We start from the raw sequence: 21,003 nt of genomic DNA on the forward strand, positions 1-21,003 counted from the left end.
GCGTCCTCGGCCCGCCGCCCGTCCTTGGGGACGCGTCGAAAGCGCAGGACGCGAACGGGACCCGCGCGGGCCCCGGTGGCGCGCCCGGTCATGTGACGACCCCGGGGACCACCGCCGGCCGCTGGTATGCCCCGCTCTCGTGCCGCACCGTCAGTCTGGTCTCGGCGCCCGGACGGGCGCGGGCGACGGCCTGGGCCAGATCGCGGCCGAGTCGACGCGGGTGGTGCCGAACGCGAGCGGTACGTCCCCTCGCACCAGACCGGCCGTGTGCCCGGGCCCGGGCACGTGCTGCGGGTGCAGGCGCACCCAGGCCGGGCGCAGGGCGATCTCGGTCGCGCGCAGCACGTCGTCGGACGCGGGACGCAGGACGGGCGGGACGGGCAGCGGCGCGACGTACGGCGTCAGCTCGGCCGGGGCCAGGGGCCCGCTCCCCCGGGCCCGGGCCCCGCTCCCCCCTGCCGCGCTCGCGCGCGGTGCGACGGGCCGGGCCGGCGGCCCGGTCACCCTGTGCGCGGCGGGCCGGGCCGGGCGGCCGCGCCGGCCAGTGCGGTGGGGCCGGTGGGCGGCGCCAGGCTCCGCGAGGTCTCCCCCCAGGTCTCCAGGGTGGCCCGCGCCCGCCCGTCGTCGACGGCCGTGGCGGCCAGCCGCAGTGCCTCCTCCCAGCCGTCGGCGAGTCCCGCCACGCGCAACGCGCCCGCCGCGTTCAGCAGGACGGCGTCCCGGTGCGGCCCGGGCCGGCCGGACAGCACCGCCGTGAGGACGCGGGCGTTGTGGGCGGGGTCGCCGCCGCGCAGCTCCTCCAGCCGGGCCGGGGCGAGGCCGAGGCGCCCGGCGTCCAGGGTGTACTCGCGGCGGCGGCCGTCGAGGACCTCGATGATCCGGGTGGGCGCGCAGGTGCTCAGCTCGTCGAGGCCGTCCTCGGCGCGGAACACCATCGAGCGGGTGCCGCCCAGCCGCCGCAGCACCTCCGTCAGCACCGGCGGCAGTCCGGGTTCGGCGACACCGAGCAGCTGATGGCGGGCTCCGGCCGGATTGCACAGCGGGCCCAGCAGGTTGAACGGGGTACGGACGCCCAGCTGGCGGCGGGGCGCGGCGGCGTACCGGAAGGCGGGGTGGAAGGACGGGGCGAACAGGAAGGTGATGCCGGTGCGGGCCAGGCAGCGGGCGGCCTGGGCGGGCGGCAGGTCGATGCGGACGCCCAGCCGTTCCAGGACGTCGGCGCTGCCGCAGGCGGAGGAGGCGGCCCGGTTGCCGTGCTTGGCCACCCGCGCCCCGCACGCGGCGGCGACGACGGCCGCGGCGGTGGACAGGTTGACGACGTCGTGTCCGCTGCCGCCGGTGCCGCAGGTGTCGAGCACGTCGCCGGGGACGGTGAGCGGGACCGCCGCCGCCCGGACGGCCGTGGTCATGCCGAGCAGTTCCCCGGCGGTGACTCCCTTCACGGTGAGCCCCATGGCGAACCCGGCGATCTGCGCCCAGGTGGCGTCGCCGCGCAGGATCAGCGACATGGCCTCCCGTGCCTCGGCCTCGGTCAGATCGCGCCGCGCCGACAGCGCGCGCAGTGCGTCGATCACGTCTCCACCTCCAGGAACGCCGAGACGACCGGTGTGCCGTACGAGGACGGCACCGGCGGTAGCGGTGTCCTCACGGCCACGTGCCCTCCGCCCGCGCCCCGGCCTGGAACAGGGCCCCGCCTCATGAGCGTCTCGCGGCACTCGGCGGCCGGGCCGGAGTCGGCGACGATCCAGCCCCGGGTACCCCATGCGCCGCCGCGGACGCCCCGCCGCCCGGGTTCCGGGCGCGGCGATGACCTGCACGGCCCGGACCGGACCGCCCCGACCTCTGGACGGGACGGCCTCGCCCGGGCGGCGAGGGCTACCCGCGCGGCACGGCGGCGAACGCCGTCCCGGGCGCGGGGAGGGCCACGGGCCCGGGGACCGGCACGGCGGGGAGCCGGCCGGGGAGGAAGCCGTGGGTGCGCCCGGCCAGGTACTCGGCCCGGTAGCGGGGCACGCCGCGGTGCCAGTTCAGGATGGCCGCCATGTAGTTCCGCAGGTCCGCCACATAGCCCCCCATCACCTCGCGCGCCTCCTCCGACAGCCGCAGGTCGTCGTAGAGCACGGGCAGCTCGTGCGCGGCGACGTGCTCGAACTGCCGCATGCGCTGGGTCGTCAGGTCGTGGACGACGCCGAGCGCCGCCGGGTAGTCGCAGCCGAAGAAGTTCTGCACGACGAGGATCGCGTTGTGCATCTCGCCCTCGTACTCGATCTCCTTCTGGTACGAGAAGATGTCGTTCAGCAGGCAGGCGTAGTCGACGGCGGCGTTCTCCAGGGAACGGACCGGGCCGCTGCGGTAGACCTCGGGCGGGACGGCCGGGCCGCGGCCCATCCGGCACAGGTGCAGGGTGATGTCGGCGCCGAAGGTCTGGCGGCGCATCTCCAGGTAGTCGACCGGGTCCGGGACGCGGTTCTGGACCTGGTTGGACAGCTCCCACACCCAGGCTTCGGTCATCGTGTCGACGGCGTCCTTCAGGGTGCGCCGCTCCCGCGCCGTCATGTCCGCCGTCGTACGTGTCCACAGGTCGGCCAGCGCCCGCTCCATGCCGTTGGCCGGCACCGGCGGCGACTCGCCGTCGAGCGGCATACAGGCCGAGAGGCGGGCCGTGGTGAGCCGGGCGGCGGCCAGGTCCCGGCGGTGGCCGAAGACCAGGGGGTAGTAGTCGTCGCCGTAGGTGCCCCAGGCGAGCCACCGCGCGCTCAGGTCGAGGGCCTCGGGTGTCGCGTCCGGGTCGAGGCCCGCCGCGCACAGCGGGAGGTCGGCGGCGGCGAGCTTGTCCTCGTCCCAGACGCCCTCGCCGAGGAAGCCCATGCGCCGCACCCAGCCGGTGAGGCGCTGCCGGGCGCCGTCGAGGTGCGGACTGAGCTCCAGCGGGAACGGCATGTACAGATCGGGGATGCGGGACGGGCCGACCTTCCGGAACGGCACATGGGTGTAGGCCCGCAGTCTCCCGGCACCGGACGCGGCGAGCAGGGACCGTACGTCGACGGCGAAGGTGCCGGGGCCGGACGGCGGCTGCCAGGGGTTCGCGGCCCGCGCCCGCTCGTTCATGTACCGGCTGGAGCGCATATGCCATTCGTGTCCGCCGGACTGCCAGTCCTGAAGGCCCTTGGCGTAGGCGGCCACCGCCGCGGCCTCGGCCGGGCTGAGGCCCTCGTCCAGGGCCAGCGCGGGGACCTCGGTGAGGGCGGTGTGCTCGAACTGGTGCAGCCGGGAGGTCAGGACGTCGTTGACCATGTCGGCGGCCTGCTGGGTGGAGCAGCCGAAGAAGGTCTCCAGCACCAGCACGCCGTTGCTGAGCTCTCCTTCCTCCTCGACCTCGCGCTGGTAGGAGAAGAGGTCGTTGCGCAGGTGGACCGCGTCGGAGAACGTCTCCATGAGCACCCTCAGCGGCCTGGACCCGGCGACGCGGGCGGGCACTTCGGCGGTCGCGTACTCCACGAGCCCCGCCGACCAGGGCGCGCCGCCCACCTTGCGGCGCATCTCGATGTACTCGACGGGGTTGGCGATCCGCCCCTCGTTGATGTTGGACAGCTCCCACAGGGACTCGTTGAGCAGGTTCTCGGTGGCGACGGAGAAGCGGCGGCGCCAGTCCACGGACATCGACGGCACCGTGCGCCGCCAGAGGTCCTTCAGGCCCGCCTCGACCGGATTCTCCGGTTCGGGTACGGCGGCGGCGGGATCGGGCGGCATGAACAGCGGCAGCCGCTCCAGATGGTCTCTGCCCCCGGCGCGGTCCTGGGTGCGCTTGTACTTCTCCAGGAAGTGGTCGTCGAAGAAGAACACCCACACGTACCAGTCGGTGATGAGGGAGAGGGCGGGACCGTCGCAGTCGGGGTGGGTGTAGGCGCACAGCAGGCCGTAGTCGTGGGCGTCGAGGTCGGCCCGCTCCCAGACGCCGGAGCCCTCCAGCATCCCCATCTCGCGTGCCCACGCCGCCGAGTGGGCGCGGGCCTCGTCGACGTGCGGGTTGAGCCGCGCCGGATGCGGCAGGTAGAAGTGCGGGAGTTCGAAGGGCTGCTGCGTCATGGCCGGGCCCTACCCAGGGCCTTCCGGCCGCATCCGGAGCCCGGGACATGATCACACTATCGCGTGAATGTCCCCTGTGCGGCTTACGTTTCCAGCCGGGCGGGGCCGAGGGAACCGCTCGCACACCCGGACCGCCTTTCCCGGGGCCGGGGGACGCGTACGGGCTGCGTCCCCCGGTGTCCCGGGAAAGGCGGGGAGAAGGGCCGGAGGAACGGCCGGACGAACGGTCCGTCAGTTGACGAAGACCGGGGCGCCCCCGGCGGTCACCGGGGCGTAGGTGGCGGTGAAGTAGCCGTTGGCGAAGCAGAGCGACGAACCGGAGACCTTCGTGAAGTGCTGGTCGGTGAAGGTGATTCCGTTGTTGGCGTTGCTCGCGGCGCCGGACAGGCCGGGCGCCTGGTAGACGCAGCTGACGTTGCCCAGCAGGGTGCGCAGCGTGACCGTGGCCCGGATGGTGGTGCCGCTCGGCGGGGTCACCGTGACGGCGCCGCTGGAGGTCACGGTGGCGCTGTAGGGCAGGTTGCCGAGGCTGATGCCGGTCACACCGAGCACACCGGTGACGTTGGCGGTGCAGGTGCCGCTGTCGAAGGTGTGCGAGGTGACCGACTCGGTTGCCGTGCCGGGCGCGGACGGGTTGCCGGTGACGGTGGCGGTGAACTGCGAGCCGGTGCAGGACACGCCGGTGCTGCCGGTGGCGCTGGAATGGAAGGCGGCGGCGGTGCCGCTCGCCAGCGAGGCGTTGAGGGTGGTGCCGGCCGCGACCGGCGTACCGCCCGTGCCGCCCGTGGTGAGGACGGCGGTGGCGGCCGGGGAGGCCGCGGTGGCGGGGACGGCCGCGGAGAGCGACAGCGCCGCCGCGGCGGCGGCGAGGGTGAGGAGGGTGCGTGTGCGCATGCGGGTACCTCTTCTCGGACGTGGGGATCGATGAGGTGGAGCGCAACGGGTTGAGCGGGTGGGACTGGCGCGTGGGGGGGCTGAGCGGCACCGCGGTGCGGTGCGTCCCGGCCGCCGGGCACACCGGGACACGGGATACGCCTACGCCGTACGCCGTCGCCGGAGCGCGACGCCTTCTCCGTACGTGACGGGCCGGCCACGGCGGGCCGGAGGGGCGGTGACGTTCCCCGCGCGGAACCGGGCCGGGACCGGACCGGGCACACGCGCCCCACGCGGAACCGGGCGGTACGCAGGCCCGGTGCGGGAGTGAGCGGCGCGGATGCCCCGTACGGGACCCGAGCGGTGCCGATGTGCGGTGCGGGCGTGCCGTGCGCATGCCCCGCCAGGGGTGGCACGCGTGCCGGGAACGCGGGCGGTGCCGCGGGAACGGATCCGGCGCCACGGATCCGGGAGCCAGGGCAGTTGTAAAACTGATCTACCGTCAGAGTCAATACGGCCGACAGGAGTTGGGCTGCCGCTCCAGGGCCGCCCCGGCCTCTGCCGCGCCTGCGCACCGGGGCTCGGCGCGCGGAGCGGTCTCCCGGCGTCCGGCGCCGTTTCGGCGTCGGTGTCGACAGGAGCCCAGGCAGGGCACGCGATCACCACCCTTTGCGCACAACTCGCTTGACCCGGTCTGTAACCACCGGTAACTTCCCGGTTGGCTACTGGTGCGTAACGTGAAATCCCCCTCGCGACCGCCGGGAGTCGTGAGGGCGCGTACGCCCCATCCGCTGTCCGCGCCAGGACACCGTGCCACGGATGCCCGACCCGCATCCTCTATGCCTCAGGGAGCAGACATGGCCTCGTCCTCGGACGTCACTCCGTCCGCCGGCAACACCCCCACCGGCCCGGCCAGACGCGGCCGGGTCCGACCGCGCCGCGCGGCGGTAATGGCCGTCCCGGCCGCCGCGGTCACGGCGGGCCTGGCGATCCTCACCGCCCAGGGAGCGCTGGGCGTGCAGTTCGCGATCTCCGGCATGCCCTTCACCGTCACCGCCACGGAGCTCAACGGCACCGGATTCGCGCAGTTCGGCGGGCTCGACAACATGGCCGAGGGCAGCCCGAACGCCGGGGAGACCGGCGGTCAGGTGCTGGTGGTCACCTCCGTGATCAAGGACGCGACACTCAGCAAGCTGTGCCAGAGCGTCGACCTGGGCGGCACCAACCTACTCATCACCGCGGGCAGCGGCGCCAAGAAGGTGACTGCCACCGACCTGACCACCGACTCGACCGAGCTGTCGGGTGACGCCGCCTTCGACAACATCGAGATCGGCAACGACGCCAGCACGCTGGACAAGGCCGGGCCCAAGGGCCGCGGACCGATCGGCGTGTTCAGCCAGCAGGCCGACACCGTGCGCATCGCCAATCTGCGGCAGACCAACTACGCCACCACGGCCGGGGTGTTCAAGCTGCCGGGACTGAAGCTGCGCTTCAGTGACTCGGGGTGCTGATGGCCGGCGAGCCGGGTACGGGCTTACGGCCCGCCTTCCGCCGGTGGCAGGCCCGCCGACCGTTCTGGGGCGGGCTGCTGCTCGTCCTGGGCGGGGCGGAGATCCTGCTCACGATGAAGGCGTCGCTGAAGGTGGTCCTGCACATCGGGATGCAGGGTGTGGCCGGCTATCTGCTCCCCGGGCTGATGGTGCTGTGCGGCCTGCTGGCCCTCTTCAACCCGGCGCAGCGCCTGTTCTACTCGATCACCGGTGTGCTGGTCTCCCTGGGTACCTGGCTCACCTCGAACCTCGGCGGCTTCCTCGTCGGGCTGCTCCTCGGGTGTGTGGGGAGCTCCCTGGTCTTCGGGTGGCTGCCGGACCAGGAGCCGCGCCGCCGCCGACGCCGCGGGAAGCGGGCCGGGGCCGATCCGGCCGCGGGGACGCTGCCGCTGGGCGGGCAGGCCGGCGGCACCGCGTGAGTCCGCCCGCGGCCGCTCGCCGCCCGCCCGGCCGCCTTGGGGCGGACCGGCCGGGCGGCACCGGCGGACGGCGCCGGGCGTCAGGCGTCAGGCATCAGGCGAGGTTCTGCGATGTCAGCCACTCCTTGGCCACGTCCAGCGGATCCTTCTTCTCCATCTGGACCCGGGCGTCCAGGTCGCGCAGGGTGGCCGTGTCCAGCTTGCGGGAGACGGCGTCGAGGGCCTCGACCCCTTCCTTCGGCAGGCTGCCCTCGCGGACCAGCGGCTGCACGTTCTGGAAGCCGAAGAGGTTCTTCGGGTCCTTCAGGACGACGAACTTCTCCCTGGCGATGGCCGGGTCGGTGGTGAAGACGTCCGCGGCCTGCACGGTGTTCTTCCGCAGCGCCGCGAGCGTCAGCGGGCCGCCCGCGTCCAGCGCCTTGAACGACTTGAACTCGACGCCGTACACCGACTTCAGGCCCTTCAGCCCCTGGTGCCGGGCCTGGAACTCCGGAGAGCCGCCGATGACCAGGTCCCCGGCGATGTCCCGCAGGTCGCCGATGGAGGACTGGGCGGTGAGCCCGTGCTTCTTCGCGGTGGCCGCGTTGACGGTGACGGAGTCCTTGTTCTGCGCGGGCGAGGGCTCCAGCAGCGTCAGTTTCCCGTCCAGCTTCGCCTCGATGGCCTCGGTGGTCTCCTCGACCGTCTTCGGCGCGGCCTCGGCGTCGAGGTAGGCCAGCAGCGCCCCGTTGTACTCCGGCAGCACGGTGACGGAGCCGTTCTTCATCAGGCCGTACGTCGTCTCGCGGCTGCCGATGTTGTGCTTGTACTCGACCTTGATGCCCTTGGCCTTGAGGGCCTCGCCGTAGAGATCGGCGAGCAGCGTGCTCTCGGCGAAGTTGTTCGAGCCGACGACGACGGTCCCGGCCTCCGCCTCCTCCTCCGCCAGCGGATCGTCGGAGGTGCCGCCGGACGAACAGCCCGTGAGCAGCGCCGCGACGGCGGCGAGCGCGGCGGCCGCCGCGCCGGTGTGCCTCGTTCTGGACCTGCTGCTCTTCGCGGTAGACATCATCCACCGATCCAATCCAGCCCCCTGCCGGTCAGTCAACACCGGCCGGGTCACGTTTCACCGGGCGAGACGGCCCGCTGCTCAGGGGCGGCGCACGGCTTCTGGCGGGGTATCAGCGTCTGCGCACTCCCGGCGACACCACCAGCCGCCCCGCCGCCCAGAACAGCGCGAGGGTGACCAGCGCCAGCACCGCCACCAGGGTGGCGCCGCCGACCACCTTCTCGTAGTCGCGCTGGTAGAGCCCGTCGACGATGTACCGCCCGAGTCCGCCGAGGCTGACGTACGCGGCGATGGTGGCCGTGGAGACGATCTGGACGGCCGCCGAGCGCAGGCCGCTGAGGATCAGCGGCAGCGCCACCGGCATCTCCACCTGGAACAGGATGCGCGTCTCGCGCATGCCCATCCCCCGGGCGGCGTCCACCGGGGACGGATCGACGGAACGCAGGGCCTCGTAGGTGGTCACCAGGATCGGCGGGACGGCGAGGACGACCAGCGGGATCATCACGGGCACCAGGCCGATGCCGAGCAGTACGGCCATCAGGACCAGCAGTCCGAAGCTGGGCAGCGCGCGGGCGGCGGTGGCGAGGAAGGCGAGGGCGTTGCCGCCGCGGCCGGTGTGCCCGGTCACCAGGCCCACGGGCAGCCCGATCGCCGCGGCCAGGAGCAGCGCCAGCAGCGAGTACCGCACATGCTCCAGCAGGCGGTGCGGGATGCCGTCGTAGCCGTGCCAGTGGGCGCTGTCGCCGAAGAAGGCGCCGACGAAGTTCAGTACGTTCACCGGGTCGCCTCCCGCGGCCGGGCCGGCTTCCGCCCGGCCGGCGGTTCCGGCCGGCGGCGGGCGGGGGACGGCATCCACGGCGTCAGCAGGACGCGCGCCAGGACCAGCAGGGCGTCGCAGAGGATCGCCAGGAGGGCGGTGGTGAGCACGGAGTTCACCGCCAGCACGGGCCGGTCGTACTTCTGCGCCGCCGCGAGCAGGTTGCCGAGGGCGCCCTGGTTCCCGATGAGGGCGCCGACGCTGACCAGGGAGATGCTCGACACCGTGGCCACCCGCAGCCCGGCGACGATCGCGGGCACGGCGATCGGCAACTGCACCTGGAGATAGCGCCGTACGGGACCGAAGCCCATGGCGGTGGCGGCGGCCAGCGTCTCCTCGGGCACCGACCGCACCCCGTCGACGATCGCCGGGACGAGCACCACCAGGCTGTAGACGGCGAGCGGGATCATCACCGTCAGTTCGGTCTGGCCGGTGTAGTCGATGAGGACGACGAAGAAGGCCAGCGACGGGATCGCGTACAGCACGGTCGTCACCGCCAGCACCGGCGGGTAGAGCCGGCGCAGCCGTACGCAGAGCTGGGCGAGGGGCAGGGCGAGCAGCAGCCCGGCCAGGACCGGCAGGAGCGCCTCGCGCAGATGCAGCCCGATCAGGCCGGGATAGCTGTGCTGGAGGTCGCTGGGGATGTCGAAGAAGCCGTCGAACACGCCGTTCACCCGGCGACCTCGCGGCCCGCGCGTGCCCCGGCGTGGGCGCCGCGGATCGCCTCGCCGATCGTCTGCTGGGAGACGACTCCGGTGACCCGGCCGCCGGAGTCCACGGCGACCGCCCAGCCGGTCGGCGACAGCACCGCGCAGTCCAGGGCGGCCCGCAGCGAGTCGGTGCCGGGCACGAAGGGCCGCCCGTACGGCAGCAGCCGCCCCGGGTCGACGTCCCCGGCGGTCAGGTCCTGCGGCCGGCTCCAGCCGAGGGGCCGGCCCTGGGCGTCGGTGACGAGCAGGTAGGGGGCACCGGACCTGCCGATGCGTTCGGCGGTGGCGCCGGCCGGCACGACCGGTTCGGTCGTCAGCCTGAGGCCGGCGGACGGGAAGAAGGACAGCCGCCGGATGCCGCGGTCGGCGCCGAGGAAGTCCTCGACGAAGGAGTCGGCCGGGTTCGACAGCAGCTCGGCGGGCGGCGCGAACTGGGCGAGCCGGCCGCCGGTGCGCAGCACGGCGACCCTGGTGCCGAGTTTGATCGCCTCGTCGATGTCGTGCGTGACGAACACGATGGTCTTGCCCAGCTCGTCCTGGATGCGCAGGAGTTCGTCCTGGAGCCCCTTGCGTACCACGGGGTCGACGGCCGAGAACGGCTCGTCCATGAGCAGCACCGGCGGATCCGCGGCCAGCGCCCGCGCCACGCCGACGCGCTGCTGCTGGCCGCCGGAGAGCTGGTAGGGGTAACGCCCGGCGAGGGAGGCGTCGAGTCCGACGCGTTCCATCAGCTCCGCGGCCCGCGCCCGGGCCTTGTGCCGGCCCCAGCCGAGCATGCGGGGCACGGTGGCGATGTTGTCGAGGATCGTGCGGTGCTGGAAAAGGCCGGCGTTCTGGATGACGTATCCCATGGACCGGCGCAGCGCGGTGACCGGCCGGCGCCGGACGTCCGCGCCGTCGAGGTAGATGGTGCCCTCGCTGGGCTCCACCATTCTGTTGATCATCCGCAGGGTCGTGGTCTTGCCGCAGCCGGACGGTCCGACGAGGACGGTGATCGCACGGTCGGGTATCTCCAGACAGAGCCGGTCGACCGCCACCGTGCCGTCCGGGTAGCGCTTGGTGACTTCCTCGATCCGTATCACAACGCCAAGTACCCTTCGGGTGGCTCGGGGCCCGCGCTCCCGGCCGGCGTCGGCGGGCCGTTGGGGGGAGAGTGTAGACGCCGTTCTCGGCGGCCCCCTCGCACACGACACGGCCCCCGCCGGACGAGGGCGGGGGCCCGCGCGGCGTCGCGGCGGGGACGCCGGTCCGGGGATCAGCCCTCTTCCGGAGCCAGCCGCAGGGCGATGCTGTTGATGCAGTACCGCTGGTCGGTCGGGGTCGGGTAGCCCTCCCCCTCGAAGACGTGCCCGAGGTGCGATCCGCACCGCGCGCACCGCACCTCGGTGCGCACCATCCCGTGGGAGCGGTCCTCGACCAGCTCCACGGCGTCGGTGTCCTTCGGGTCGTAGAAGGACGGCCATCCGCAGTGGGAGGCGAACTTCGTGTCCGAGGTGAACAGCTCCGCGCCGCAGGCCCGGCAGGAGTAGACGCCCTTGGTCTTGGTGTCGGTGTACTCACCGGTGAAGGCGGGCTCCGTGGCCGCCTGGCGCAGCACGGCGTACTCGGCGGGGGACAGCTCCGCGCGCCACTGCTCGTCCGGCTTCTCGACGTCGTACGGCACGATTCCTCAGCCCCTCACTTCGACAGACGGTCCAGGATGCGCGGACCGAGGTCCGTGACATCGCCCGCGCCCATGGTGAGAACGAGATCACCGGGCTTGGCCATTCCCGCGATCACCTCGGGCACCTCCGCCTTGTCGTGCAGCGGTGTGACGTCGGCGCCCGCCGACCGGGCCGCGTCGATGATCAGGTCGCTGGTGACGCCGGGGACCGGGTCCTCGCGGGCCGGGTAGATGTCGAGGACGACCGAGGCGTCCGCCAGGGCCAGCGCCTGGCCCATCTCCTTGCCGAGCTCCTGCGTGCGGGAGAACAGGTGGGGCTGGAAGACGACCAGGATGCGGGCGTCACCGGCGGCGCCGCGCATCGCCTCCAGGTCCGCCGTCATCTCCGTCGGGTGGTGGGCGTAGGAGTCGATCACCTGGACGCCGGCCGCCTCGCCCTTGAGCTGAAGGCGCCGCTTGACGCCCGTGTAGGCGGCCAGCGCGGGGGCCAGCTCCGCGGCCGGGACGCCGAGCGCCGCGCCCGCCGCCAGGGCGGCCACCGCGTTGTGCGCGTAGTGACGGCCGGGGACGGAGACGGTGAAGGTGAGCTCGGTGCCGTCCAGCACCACCGTCACCTCGCTCTTGAGGCCCTGCGGCACCACGGACAGGATCCGCACGTCGGCGTCGGCCGCCTCGCCGTACGTCACCGCCTTGACCGAACCGGCCAGCCGCCGCGTCAGCTCGCGCGCGCCCTCGTGGTCCGCCGCGATCACCAGCGTGCCACCGGGGACGATCTTCCCGGCGAACGTCTCGAAGGACTCGTAGATCTCGTCCATGGAGGCGTAGTTGGCGTGGTGGTCCAGCTCCACGTTGAGCACGATCGCGACCTCGGGCGCGTACGTGTGGAAGCTGCGGTCGCTCTCGTCCGCCTCGGCGACGAAGATCTCGCCCTCGCCGTGCAGCGCGTTGGAGCCGGGGGCGTCCAGGTCGCCGCCGATGGCGTACGAGGGCTTCAGGCCGAGCTCGGACAGCGCCACCGCCAGCATGGAGGTGGTCGTGGTCTTGCCGTGCGTGCCGGCCACCGCGATCGGGCGCAGGCCCGTCATCAGCGCGGCCAGCGCGTCGGAGCGGTGCACGACCGGGATGCCCAGCTCGGCGGCGCGCACCAGCTCGGGGTTGTCCGGCCGGATCGCCGAGGAGACGACGACGCAGCTCGCGTCGTCGGCGAGGTGCCCGGCCGCGTGCCCGATGTGCACGGTGGCGCCCAGCGCGCGCAGCGCCTCGGCGGTCGCGGAGTCCTTGGCGTCGCTGCCGGCCACCCGGGCGCCGCGCTGCGCGAGGATCTTCGCGATGCCCGACATCCCGGCGCCGCCGATGCCGATGAAGTGCGGTCGGTCCATGGCGGTAGGAAGGCCGGGTGCCATGCGCGTTTCTCCCCAGTGGTGCGAGTGGTACGACAGGTGGTGCGTCCCGCCGTACGCCGAGCGGTACGACGGCCGGCGCCGTGTGTGGCGGCGCCGGTGCGCGCTCCCGGCGCGGGAGCGCGGCCCAAGCCTATGCCTTGCTGTGCGAGAACAGCTTCAGCACCGGTACGCCGACCTTGTGCCGGGCCCGGGAGGCCCAGTCCCGGTGGAAGAACTCCTCCACGTAGTGCGGGTCGGTCAGGACGATCACCTCGTCGGCGCGGACCTCCGCGACCAGGGACTTCAGCGCGTCCAGCGGATGGTCCTCGATCAGGCGGCCCTCGGCCTCGCCGCCCGCCGCGCGCAGGGCGGTCAGGGAGACCTCCAGGGCCCGCTGCCCCATGGTCAGGGCCTCTTCGCCCTCGGGGGTCTCGCCCTCGCGGACGGCCTCGTCGAGCTCGCCGAGCGCGATGTCGTCGATGGCCCGCAGCAGCCGGTCGGCCTGCTCGCCGCGCGGCTGGAGCAGCACGTGGAAGGAGACCGGCTCGTCCCCGTGCAAGGTGGTGACGAACTCCACGTCGGCGGACGTGAGGGCCTTCTCGATCATCAAAACGCTTGTGAACACCAGGCGCCCCTTTTCCTCGAGGGCCCGTGGGCCCGCCCGCAGGGCCGTGGCGGGCCCTGCGGAAACCATCCTGCCCGTGACCGCACGGGTGCTGCCGGAGTCAGTGTGCCCCCCGGAGACTAAACGGAACGGAAGATTCCGCTGATTACCTGACCGGTGGCGGTACGGATCGAACACCCGCCCGGGGGACCCGTCCGGACACGTCGGACGCATCCCGGCGAATCCGGCCGCTCCCCGGCCGCGGGTCGCGGACCGGCTCAGACCTGCCGGTACCGGCTGAAGAGGAAACCTTCCTCCTCCAGCAGGGACACCAGTGCGAAGCGTCGCGGCACCGCCACCGAGGGCCCTCCGGCGATGCGCTGCGCGTCGCCCGCGGTCAGCATCGGGGAGACGGTCAGGCACAGCTCGTCCAGGACGCCCGCCGCGGCCAGCTGGCCCAGCAGCCGCGGCCCGCCCTCGGTCAGCAGCCGGGTGTGGCCGAGGTCCGCCAGGGCGCGGACGGCCCGGACGGGATCCACGCCGACGCCGTCCCCGGCGATCACCACCCGGGCGCCCGACCGCTCCGCGGCGGCGATCCGGTCCGGGGCCGCCGCGGCGCCCGTGAGGATCAGCGTGGGCACCAGTGGGGAGGTGAACAGCGGCAGCGAGAAGTCCAGCTCCAGACCGGCGCTGACCACCGCGATGGCGGGCGCCGGTCCCTGCCCGGCCGCCTCCCGCAGCGCGGCGAACTCGGCCCGCGCCCGGGCCGGGCGGTACCCTTCCCGCCGTACGGTCTCCGCGCCGACGACCACCACGTCCGCCAGCGCCCGCAGCGTGCCGAAGATCCGCATGTCGGCCGCGCTGGAGATGGGCTGCGAGCGGCCGTCGTGCTGGGCCGCCCCGTCGAGCGTGGAGACCATGTTGGCCCGCAGCCACACCCCCGGCCCGTCCGCGCCCGGCTCCGGATAGGCGTAGGCGGAGGCCAGCTCGGCCAGGCTCCACTCGCGGTCGGCCGCGTCCGCACCGGGGGCGGGGCCGGAACCGGGATCTGCTGTCTGGTGGGTCACGGGGAACAGGCGTCGCATGCCGTGCAGTGTTCCACGGCACCGCGATCCCATCCCTGCCCCGCCGTACCGGCACCGGGCGGACCTGCGGCTGCGCGGCACCCGGCGGCCTCCGCCCGCGCCCGCCGCCCACGGCGGCGCCCCCGCCCCCGGCCCGGCCGCGTCCGCCCGGAAGGCCTCGGGGCCCGGTGCGGCGAGAGGGCGTGCACGGCGTCGCGAGGCAGACGGGAGTGTGACGACAGGCCCTAACATGGGGAAGCGTGTCCTCCTCCACCGCCGCCTCCGGTTCCGCCGCCCACGGCTCCGCCCCCATAGCCGGCGCGGCCCCGCTGTCCCTGTGCGCCCGCGAGCCGCACGTCCCCGCGGACCGGCTGGTCGCCGAGATGGTGCCGCCGCCCCGCTTCGACTCGGTGCGCTTCGGCACGTACATCCCGGATCCCAACCAGCCCAGCCAGGCCGAGGCCGTCCGCGTCCTGGAGGGCTTCGCGGCCGGACTGGACGGGGCGCCCGCGAGCGGCGGCAGGCGCGGCTTCTTCGGTTTCGGCAGGGCCAGGGCCCCCAAGGCCCCGGCCGGCCCCCGCGGGGTCTACCTCGACGGCGGCTACGGCGTCGGCAAGACCCACCTGCTGGCCTCGCTGTGGCACGCCACCGACGCCGACCCCTCCCGCAAGGCGTTCGGTACGTTCGTGGAGCTGACCAACCTGGTCGGCGCGCTCGGCTTCCAGCAGACCGTGCGGACGCTGTCCGGGCACCGGCTGCTGTGCATCGACGAGTTCGAGCTGGACGACCCCGGTGACACCGTCCTGGTCTCGACCCTGCTGGGCAAGCTGGTGGACGCCGGCGTGGCGCTCGCCGCCACCTCCAACACACTGCCGGGCAAGCTGGGCGAGGGCCGGTTCGCGGCCGCCGACTTCCTGCGGGAGATCCAGGGCCTGTCCGCCCACTTCCGCACCCTGCGCATCGACGGCGAGGACTACCGCCACCGCGGCCTGCCAAAGGCGCCCGCGCCGTACTCCGACGAGCAGGTGGCCCGCGCCGCGCACACCACCGAGGGCGCCTCCCTCGACGACTTCGCGGAGCTGCTGGACCACCTCGCCCGGGTCCACCCGAGCCGCTACGGCGCCCTGACCGACGGCATCGCGGCCGTCTGCCTCACCGGGGTGCGCCCGGTGCCGGACCAGTCGACCGCGCTGCGGCTCGTCGTCCTCGCGGACCGGCTCTACGACCGCGAGGTGCCCGTCCTGGCCTCGGGCCTGCCCTTCGACCGGCTGTTCAGCGACGAGATGCTGCGGGGCGGCTACCGCAAGAAGTACTTCCGGGCGATCTCCCGCCTCACCGCGCTGGCCCGGGACGCGGCGCGGCTCGTCGCGCCGAACTGACCGCGCCCCGCTCCCCGTTACCCGGCCGACCGTCGCTATTACACGGTCGGCCGTCGCGCTTCAAGAGCGGATTCGGGTCACAACACCCTCTGTTTTCAGGCTCTCTCCACCTCTGAAACATCCAGTTAACCCAGCAAAGGGCTTTACCGGGTTAACGTGTTTCTTGACCAAGCGTTGACTAAGTATTGGTGCGCGCTAGAGACGCGACGTGGCGGAAGGGGGGCGCATGACCGGTGGCACGACAGCCCGGGCCGCGCTCTCGGCCCTCGTCGCCTTCCTGCTCGCCCTCCCGCTCTTCGCACTGACCGCACCGTTCGCATCCGCGCATACGGCCGGTCATGTCGTGGCCAACGCTCAATCCGGAAGTACCCCTTCCGGGATGGCGCCGCGCGACGAAACCGTCGCCTGCCAGGACACCGGCCGCCCCGGCGCACCGGCCGGCCCGCCGCGTGTCCGCGACCGGCACCGCACCGCGCCCACCACGGCGGCCGATGGCCCCGAGCACCCGTTGTCCGGGCCGTGCGGTACGGACGCCCGCACACAGGCCGCGCCCGGCGCGGCCCACTTCCGCACGCCGAGACCTCCGGCCGGCCACTCGCCGGCGGCGCTCCAGGTCTTCCGCTGCTGAGTCGCAGAGCAGTTCCCCCATCTGTCCTGTCACATCCGACGCGCCCCCACGCGCGCCAGGAGGAATAACCACACATGCAGCCCCTCATCGACAACGCCCGCACGTTCGGACAGCGCCCTGAGGAGTTCGCCCCCCTCGCCGAAGGCCAGTGGCCGGAGGTCCTGTTCGTCACCTGCTCCGACTCGCGGGTCGTTCCCGCCCTGATCACGGGCGCCCGCCCCGGCCGGCTCTTCGAGCTGCGCACCGCGGGCAACGTCGTCCCGGCGTACACCGCCGACCGCCCGAGCGGCGAGGCGGCCACCATCGAATACGCCGTGCAGGTGCTCGGCGTCCGGCACATCGTCGTCTGCGGCCACTCGCACTGCGGCGCGGTGGGCGCGATGGTGCGCGGCGACGACCTGACCGCCGTACCCGCCGTGCGCGCCTGGCTCGCGCACGCGGCGGAGGAGCCCAAGTGCTCCGACCCGGCCGACCCCACGGTCGCCGAGGCCGTGCAGAACCACGTCCTGGCCCAGCTGGAGCGCCTGCGGTCCTACCCCTGCGTCGAGCGGCGCCTGACGGAGGGTGACCTGAGCCTGCACGGCTGGTACTACGAGGTGCACACCGGCGCCGTGCGCGAACACCGCGCGGACACCGGCGTGTTCGAGGCTCTGTGAGCAGGGGAATGAGCGCGATGACCTCGATATCCAAAATATCCAAGTTCCCGCATCTGAGGCAGGACTTCGCCGCCTCCCTCGTCGTCTTCCTGGTCGCCCTCCCGCTGTGCGTGGGCGTCGCCGTCGCCTCCGGCGTCCCGGCCGAACTCGGCCTGGTCACCGGCATCGTCGGCGGGATCGTCACCGGTCTGCTGCCGGGCAGCAGCCTTCAGGTGTCCGGGCCGGCCGCCGGCCTGACCGTGCTCGTCTTCGAGGCGGTCGACACCTACGGCCTGCCCGCGCTCGGCGTGATCGTGCTGATAGCCGGACTGCTCCAGCTCGTCATGGGCGCCCTGAAGCTGGGGCGCTGGTTCCGGGCGATCTCCATCTCCGTCGTCGAGGGCATGCTGGCCGGTATCGGACTGGTGATCATCGCCGGTCAGCTGTATGCGGCGGCCGGGCTGGAGGCGCCCGCCTCCGGTGTCGACAAGATCCTGGGTCTGCCCGGGGCCGCCGCCGACGCCTTCGGCAGCACCGAGGCGCTCGCCTCGCTCGCCGTGGGCGCGGGCACCATCGCCGTGATGGTCCTGTGGAAGCGGCTGCCGAAGGGCGCGCAGACCGTGCCGGGCGCGCTCGCCGCGGTCGTGCTGGCGACGCTGGTCACGCTCGCGTTCGGCCTGCCGGTCGCGACCGTCGAGGTGCAGGGGCTGCTGGACTCCATCCAGCCGCCCGGCGGGGACGCCTTCGGCCAGCTGGCGAGCATCGGCATGCTCGGCACGATCCTCGCCTTCACCCTGATCGCCTCCGCCGAGAGCCTGTTCAGCGCCGCCGCGGTGGACCGGCTGCACGACGGGCCGCGCACCGAGTACAACAAGGAACTCATGGCGCAGGGCGCGGGCAACGCGGTGTGCGGTGTGCTCGGCGCGCTGCCGATGACCGCGGTCATCGTGCGCAGTTCCGCCAATGTCGCGGCGGGCGCGCGGACCAAGGCGTCCCGGGTCATGCACGGCGTGTGGCTGCTGCTCTTCGCGGCGCTGCTGCCGGCCGCCCTGGCCCTGATCCCGCTGCCCGCGCTGGCCGGCATCCTGGTCCACGCGGGCTGGAAGCTGATCCCGGTCCGGGGTCTCGTCTCGCTGTGGCGCTCGCACCGGGGCGAGGCGCTGATCCTGGTGGTCACCGCCGTGTCGATCGTCGCGGTCAACATGTTCGAGGGCGTGCTGATCGGTCTGGCGCTGTCCGTGGTCAAGACCGCCTGGGAAGCCTCGCACGTGCGGCTGGAGGTCATCGACAAGGGCGCCGGTCCGGTCCAGGTGTACCTGTCGGGCAACGCGACCTTCCTGCGGCTGCCGAAGATCCTCGACAGCCTGGAGGCCCTGCCGCAGGACCGGCCGGTCGAGCTCGATCTGTCGGGCGTGCACCACCTGGACCACGCCTGCCGTACGGCGCTGGAGAACTGGGCGGAGCGGCACAGCGCCACGGGCACGGATCCGGTGAAGGTGACGGAACCCGCCGCGCGGGCCAAGGTCCCGGAGCCGGCCGAGGCCGAGGCCGCGGCCGGGGCCAAGGCCACGGCCGTGTAGCGCGCCGCGGCGATCCGCGTCCCAGGTGCCCGGTCCGGAGCCATTGGCCCCGGACCGGGCACTCGTCATATCGTGACAGAAGCGGGCGAAACGCACGGCTGAGCGGGGAGGTCCTCATGCTCGAGGAGCTGCTGACGGCGGCCGCGGCGACCGGGTCGGCGGGCGCGGTGTACCTGTCCGCCGCGGCGCGGGTCGTCAAGCAGTACGAACGCGGCGTGGTCTTCCGGCTCGGCCGGCTCCACGGCGATGCGCGCCGGCCCGGCTTCACGCTGGTCGTGCCCGGCGTGGACCGGATGCGGAAGGTCAACATGCAGATCGTGACGATGCCGGTGCCCGCCCAGGAGGGCATCACCCGGGACAACGTCACGGTGCGGGTCGACGCGGTGGTGTACTTCAAAGTCGTGGACGCGGCGGCGGCCGTCGTCAACGTCGAGGACTACCGGTTCGCCGTCTCCCAGATGGCGCAGACGTCGCTGCGTTCGATCATCGGCAAGAGCGAGCTGGACGATCTGCTCTCGGACCGGGAGAAGCTGAACCAGGGCCTGGAGCTGATGATCGACAGTCCGGCCGTCGGCTGGGGCGTGCAGATCGACCGGGTCGAGATCAAGGACGTGTCGCTGCCGGACACGATGAAGCGGTCGATGGCCCGGCAGGCCGAGGCCGATCGCGAGCGGCGGGCCCGGGTCATCAACGCCGACGCCGAACTCCAGGCGTCGAGAAAACTCGCCGAGGCCGCGCAGCAGATGGCCGACACCCCCTCCGCGCTGCAACTGCGCCTGCTCCAGACCGTCGTCGCGGTGGCCGCGGAGAAGAACTCCACGCTCGTACTGCCCTTCCCGGTCGAGCTGCTGCGCTTCCTGGAGAGGGCCCAGCAGCAGATCCCGCCCGCCTCGCCCGGCCCGCCGAGGGAACAGCCCACCGGCACGTGACGGGAGGTGACCGGTGGTATCCGCGTGGTTCCCGGGGCGCGTACCGGGATGATAGACACGGCGGGATCACAGTTCCTGTCCGCCTGCCAGGAAGGCTGCCCCATGTCCGAGACCAGAACCGGCACTTCGACTGGCACCACGACGAACGACACGACCGGCACCACGACGGACGAGACGACGAACACCACGCCCGGCGGCGGCTTCCCCTCACGCCGCCGGGTGCTCGCCCAGACCGGTGCGCTGGGCGTCTCGATCGCCTTCGCCGGAAACCTCTCCGAACTCTTCGCGGGCACGGCCGCCGCGCAGCAGCTCGGCCACGGCGGTTACGGACCGCTCGTCCCCGACCCGGACGGCCTGCTCGACCTCCCCGAGGGTTTCCGCTACCGGGTTCTGTCCCGCGAGGGCGACCCGCTCCGCTCCGGCGAGGGGCCGGTCCCCTCCCACCACGACGGCATGTCGGCCTTCCCGGGCGGACAGGGCCGCGTCCATCTGGTCCGCAACCACGAGAACAGCGCCACCGCGCCCCTGGGCGTCCCGGCCGTCGAGGGCCTGACCTACGACCCGGTCGGCATGGGCGGCTGTACGGCCCTGACCCTCTCTCCCCAGGGCGAGGTCGTGTCGGAACGGGTGGCGATCGCCGGTACGGCGGTCAACTGCGCGGGCGGCCCCACCCCCTGGGGCACCTGGCTGACCTGCGAGGAGACCGAGGACAAGGCGGGCACCGCCGGGTACGCCAAGGACCACGGCTTCGTCTTCGAGGTCGACCCGGCCGACCCGCGCCGCTCCGGCGCGGTGCCGCTGACCGCGATGGGCCGCTTCCAGCACGAGGCGGTCGCCGTCGATCCGCGCCGGGGCGTGGTGTACGAGACGGAGGACGCGTTCGAGAAGCCGTTCGGCCTGTTCTACCGGTTCCTGCCCGACCGGCCGCTGGGCGGCCTGGGCTCGCTGCGGGCGGGCGGGCGGCTCCAGGCGATGCGCGTGCCCGGCCTGCCCGACCTCTCCACGATCCAGGAGACGGGCGCGCACTTCGACGGCGTCGAGTGGGTGGACGTACCGGACCCGCAGGCCCGCGAGACGCCCGTCCGGCTCCAGGACTTCGGGCCGCGGGGCATCACCCGCTCGCAGAAGCTGGAGGGCTGCTACTGGGGCGGGCGGTCGGTGTACTTCGTGTCGTCCTTCGCGCGCAGCTCCCTGGGCTCGGCGGACGACCACAACGGGCAGATATGGCGGTACGACCCGGAGCTGCGCCGCCTGACCCTGGTGATCGTCTTCGGGCCCGACACCGATGTGCGGCTGCCCGGGGAGTTGCCGGACAACATATGCCTGGCGCCCAGCGGCGGCCTCATGGTCTGCGAGGACGGCCTCGGCGCCCAGCACGTCTTCGGCGTCACCCGGCGCGGCGAGGTGTACGCGATGGCCCGGAACCGGCAGAACATCGGCACGCCCGAGCAACCGGAGTGGGGCGAGTTCGCCGGCGTCACCTACTCCCCCGACGGCCGGACGATGTACGTCAACTGCTACACCCCCGGGACGACCTTCGCGGTGACCGGCCCCTGGCGCCGGTAGCCGCCCCGGCGGCCGGGCGCCGGCGCCGCCCCGGCGCCCGGTCACTGAAGTCGCCGCGGCGGGGTACCCG

At 73.2% G+C, this 21,003-nt stretch carries 20 protein-coding genes; 8 read left to right on the forward strand and 12 right to left on the reverse strand.

The features are described from left to right. Positions 1 to 150: 150 nt before the first annotated feature. From AB0L74_RS26015 to AB0L74_RS26030, 4 genes are all read right to left on the reverse strand, one after another. Positions 151 to 504 (reverse strand): hypothetical protein, encoded by a 354-nt coding sequence (locus AB0L74_RS26015; protein WP_365657151.1) that lies wholly within the window; start codon positions 502 to 504, stop codon positions 151 to 153. Further along, positions 501 to 1,574, reverse strand: a complete 1,074-nt coding sequence (gene trpD / locus AB0L74_RS26020) for an anthranilate phosphoribosyltransferase (RefSeq protein WP_365657026.1) — start codon at positions 1,572 to 1,574, stop codon at positions 501 to 503. The genes AB0L74_RS26015 and trpD overlap by 4 nt, the downstream gene beginning before the upstream one ends. Positions 1,575 to 1,875: 301 nt before the next feature. Further along, positions 1,876 to 4,086 (reverse strand): germacradienol/geosmin synthase Cyc2, encoded by a 2,211-nt coding sequence (gene cyc2, locus AB0L74_RS26025; protein ID WP_365657028.1) that lies wholly within the window; start codon positions 4,084 to 4,086, stop codon positions 1,876 to 1,878. A 231-nt stretch (positions 4,087 to 4,317) separates the two neighbouring features. Then, entirely contained in the window at positions 4,318 to 4,980 is a 663-nt protein-coding gene (locus tag AB0L74_RS26030; RefSeq protein ID WP_365657031.1) for a Tat pathway signal sequence domain protein, read from the reverse strand. An 836-nt stretch (positions 4,981 to 5,816) separates the two neighbouring features. Between AB0L74_RS26030 and AB0L74_RS26035 the strand changes: the two genes are divergently transcribed. Continuing rightward, positions 5,817 to 6,470, forward strand: coding sequence for a DUF6230 family protein (locus AB0L74_RS26035; protein ID WP_365657034.1), 654 nt, complete (start codon positions 5,817 to 5,819; stop codon positions 6,468 to 6,470). Further along, the gene (locus AB0L74_RS26040; RefSeq protein ID WP_365657037.1) at positions 6,470 to 6,928 is read left to right on the forward strand and encodes a DUF6114 domain-containing protein; all 459 of its coding nucleotides are present in this window, start codon (positions 6,470 to 6,472) and stop codon (positions 6,926 to 6,928) included. The genes AB0L74_RS26035 and AB0L74_RS26040 overlap by 1 nt, the downstream gene beginning before the upstream one ends. A 94-nt stretch (positions 6,929 to 7,022) precedes the next feature. Here AB0L74_RS26040 and AB0L74_RS26045 read toward each other — a convergent pair whose 3' ends face one another. From AB0L74_RS26045 to AB0L74_RS26080, 8 genes are all read right to left on the reverse strand, one after another. Continuing rightward, positions 7,023 to 7,979, reverse strand: coding sequence for an ABC transporter substrate-binding protein (locus AB0L74_RS26045; protein WP_365657040.1), 957 nt, complete (start codon positions 7,977 to 7,979; stop codon positions 7,023 to 7,025). A gap of 109 nt (positions 7,980 to 8,088) precedes the next feature. After that, positions 8,089 to 8,754: an ABC transporter permease gene (locus tag AB0L74_RS26050; RefSeq protein WP_365657043.1), complete on the reverse strand. Its 666-nt coding sequence runs from the start codon at positions 8,752 to 8,754 to the stop codon at positions 8,089 to 8,091. After that, entirely contained in the window at positions 8,751 to 9,467 is a 717-nt protein-coding gene (locus AB0L74_RS26055; protein WP_365657046.1) for an ABC transporter permease subunit, read from the reverse strand. The genes AB0L74_RS26050 and AB0L74_RS26055 overlap by 4 nt, the downstream gene beginning before the upstream one ends. After that, a complete protein-coding gene (locus AB0L74_RS26060) occupies positions 9,464 to 10,585 on the reverse strand; it encodes an ABC transporter ATP-binding protein (RefSeq protein WP_365657049.1) in 1,122 nt (373 codons plus the stop codon). The genes AB0L74_RS26055 and AB0L74_RS26060 overlap by 4 nt, the downstream gene beginning before the upstream one ends. Before the next feature lie 173 nt (positions 10,586 to 10,758). Beyond that, a complete protein-coding gene (gene msrB, locus AB0L74_RS26065) occupies positions 10,759 to 11,166 on the reverse strand; it encodes a peptide-methionine (R)-S-oxide reductase MsrB (protein WP_044385067.1) in 408 nt (135 codons plus the stop codon). Between the two features lie 14 nt (positions 11,167 to 11,180). Beyond that, positions 11,181 to 12,569: a UDP-N-acetylmuramate--L-alanine ligase gene (murC, locus tag AB0L74_RS26070; RefSeq protein WP_365657056.1), complete on the reverse strand. Its 1,389-nt coding sequence runs from the start codon at positions 12,567 to 12,569 to the stop codon at positions 11,181 to 11,183. A 130-nt stretch (positions 12,570 to 12,699) separates the two neighbouring features. Next, on the reverse strand, positions 12,700 to 13,173 hold the full coding sequence (locus tag AB0L74_RS26075; protein ID WP_365657059.1) for an indole-3-glycerol phosphate synthase: 474 nt from the start codon (positions 13,171 to 13,173) through the stop codon (positions 12,700 to 12,702). A 257-nt stretch (positions 13,174 to 13,430) separates the two neighbouring features. Continuing rightward, positions 13,431 to 14,237, reverse strand: coding sequence for a pyrimidine reductase family protein (locus AB0L74_RS26080; protein ID WP_365657062.1), 807 nt, complete (start codon positions 14,235 to 14,237; stop codon positions 13,431 to 13,433). A gap of 239 nt (positions 14,238 to 14,476) precedes the next feature. Between AB0L74_RS26080 and zapE the strand changes: the two genes are divergently transcribed. From zapE to AB0L74_RS26110, 6 genes are all read left to right on the forward strand, one after another. Further along, on the forward strand, positions 14,477 to 15,595 hold the full coding sequence (zapE, locus tag AB0L74_RS26085) for a cell division protein ZapE (RefSeq protein ID WP_365657065.1): 1,119 nt from the start codon (positions 14,477 to 14,479) through the stop codon (positions 15,593 to 15,595). A 226-nt stretch (positions 15,596 to 15,821) separates the two neighbouring features. Beyond that, on the forward strand, positions 15,822 to 16,223 hold the full coding sequence (locus AB0L74_RS26090; RefSeq protein ID WP_365657068.1) for a hypothetical protein: 402 nt from the start codon (positions 15,822 to 15,824) through the stop codon (positions 16,221 to 16,223). 74 nt (positions 16,224 to 16,297) lie between these two features. Further along, complete coding sequence (locus tag AB0L74_RS26095) at positions 16,298 to 16,879, forward strand: carbonic anhydrase (protein WP_365657071.1); 582 nt, start codon at positions 16,298 to 16,300, stop codon at positions 16,877 to 16,879. A 17-nt stretch (positions 16,880 to 16,896) separates the two neighbouring features. Continuing rightward, positions 16,897 to 18,438, forward strand: coding sequence for a SulP family inorganic anion transporter (locus AB0L74_RS26100; RefSeq protein ID WP_365657074.1), 1,542 nt, complete (start codon positions 16,897 to 16,899; stop codon positions 18,436 to 18,438). 116 nt (positions 18,439 to 18,554) lie between these two features. Next, complete coding sequence (locus tag AB0L74_RS26105; RefSeq protein ID WP_365657076.1) at positions 18,555 to 19,367, forward strand: slipin family protein; 813 nt, start codon at positions 18,555 to 18,557, stop codon at positions 19,365 to 19,367. A gap of 102 nt (positions 19,368 to 19,469) precedes the next feature. After that, positions 19,470 to 20,933, forward strand: coding sequence for an alkaline phosphatase PhoX (locus AB0L74_RS26110; RefSeq protein ID WP_365657079.1), 1,464 nt, complete (start codon positions 19,470 to 19,472; stop codon positions 20,931 to 20,933). Positions 20,934 to 21,003: the final 70 nt, after the last annotated feature.

The organism is Streptomyces sp. NPDC052020 (assembly GCF_040680575.1).
In the GTDB taxonomy this organism is placed as follows: domain Bacteria; phylum Actinomycetota; class Actinomycetes; order Streptomycetales; family Streptomycetaceae; genus Streptomyces.

Excerpts from the sequence above, each read along its gene's own strand:
- cyc2 (WP_365657028.1), bottom strand. The coding sequence starts at position 4,086 with ATGACGCAGCAGCCCTTCGAACTCCCGCACTTCTACCTGCCGCATCCG.
- AB0L74_RS26030 (WP_365657031.1), bottom strand. The coding sequence starts at position 4,980 with ATGCGCACACGCACCCTCCTCACCCTCGCCGCCGCCGCGGCGGCGCTG.
- AB0L74_RS26035 (WP_365657034.1), top strand. The coding sequence starts at position 5,817 with ATGGCCTCGTCCTCGGACGTCACTCCGTCCGCCGGCAACACCCCCACC.
- AB0L74_RS26040 (WP_365657037.1), top strand. The coding sequence starts at position 6,470 with ATGGCCGGCGAGCCGGGTACGGGCTTACGGCCCGCCTTCCGCCGGTGG.
- AB0L74_RS26045 (WP_365657040.1), bottom strand. The coding sequence starts at position 7,979 with ATGATGTCTACCGCGAAGAGCAGCAGGTCCAGAACGAGGCACACCGGC.
- murC (WP_365657056.1), bottom strand. The coding sequence starts at position 12,569 with ATGGCACCCGGCCTTCCTACCGCCATGGACCGACCGCACTTCATCGGC.
- AB0L74_RS26080 (WP_365657062.1), bottom strand. The coding sequence starts at position 14,237 with ATGCGACGCCTGTTCCCCGTGACCCACCAGACAGCAGATCCCGGTTCC.
- AB0L74_RS26090 (WP_365657068.1), top strand. The coding sequence starts at position 15,822 with ATGACCGGTGGCACGACAGCCCGGGCCGCGCTCTCGGCCCTCGTCGCC.
- AB0L74_RS26095 (WP_365657071.1), top strand. The coding sequence starts at position 16,298 with ATGCAGCCCCTCATCGACAACGCCCGCACGTTCGGACAGCGCCCTGAG.
- AB0L74_RS26100 (WP_365657074.1), top strand. The coding sequence starts at position 16,897 with ATGACCTCGATATCCAAAATATCCAAGTTCCCGCATCTGAGGCAGGAC.
- AB0L74_RS26105 (WP_365657076.1), top strand. The coding sequence starts at position 18,555 with ATGCTCGAGGAGCTGCTGACGGCGGCCGCGGCGACCGGGTCGGCGGGC.
- AB0L74_RS26110 (WP_365657079.1), top strand. The coding sequence starts at position 19,470 with ATGTCCGAGACCAGAACCGGCACTTCGACTGGCACCACGACGAACGAC.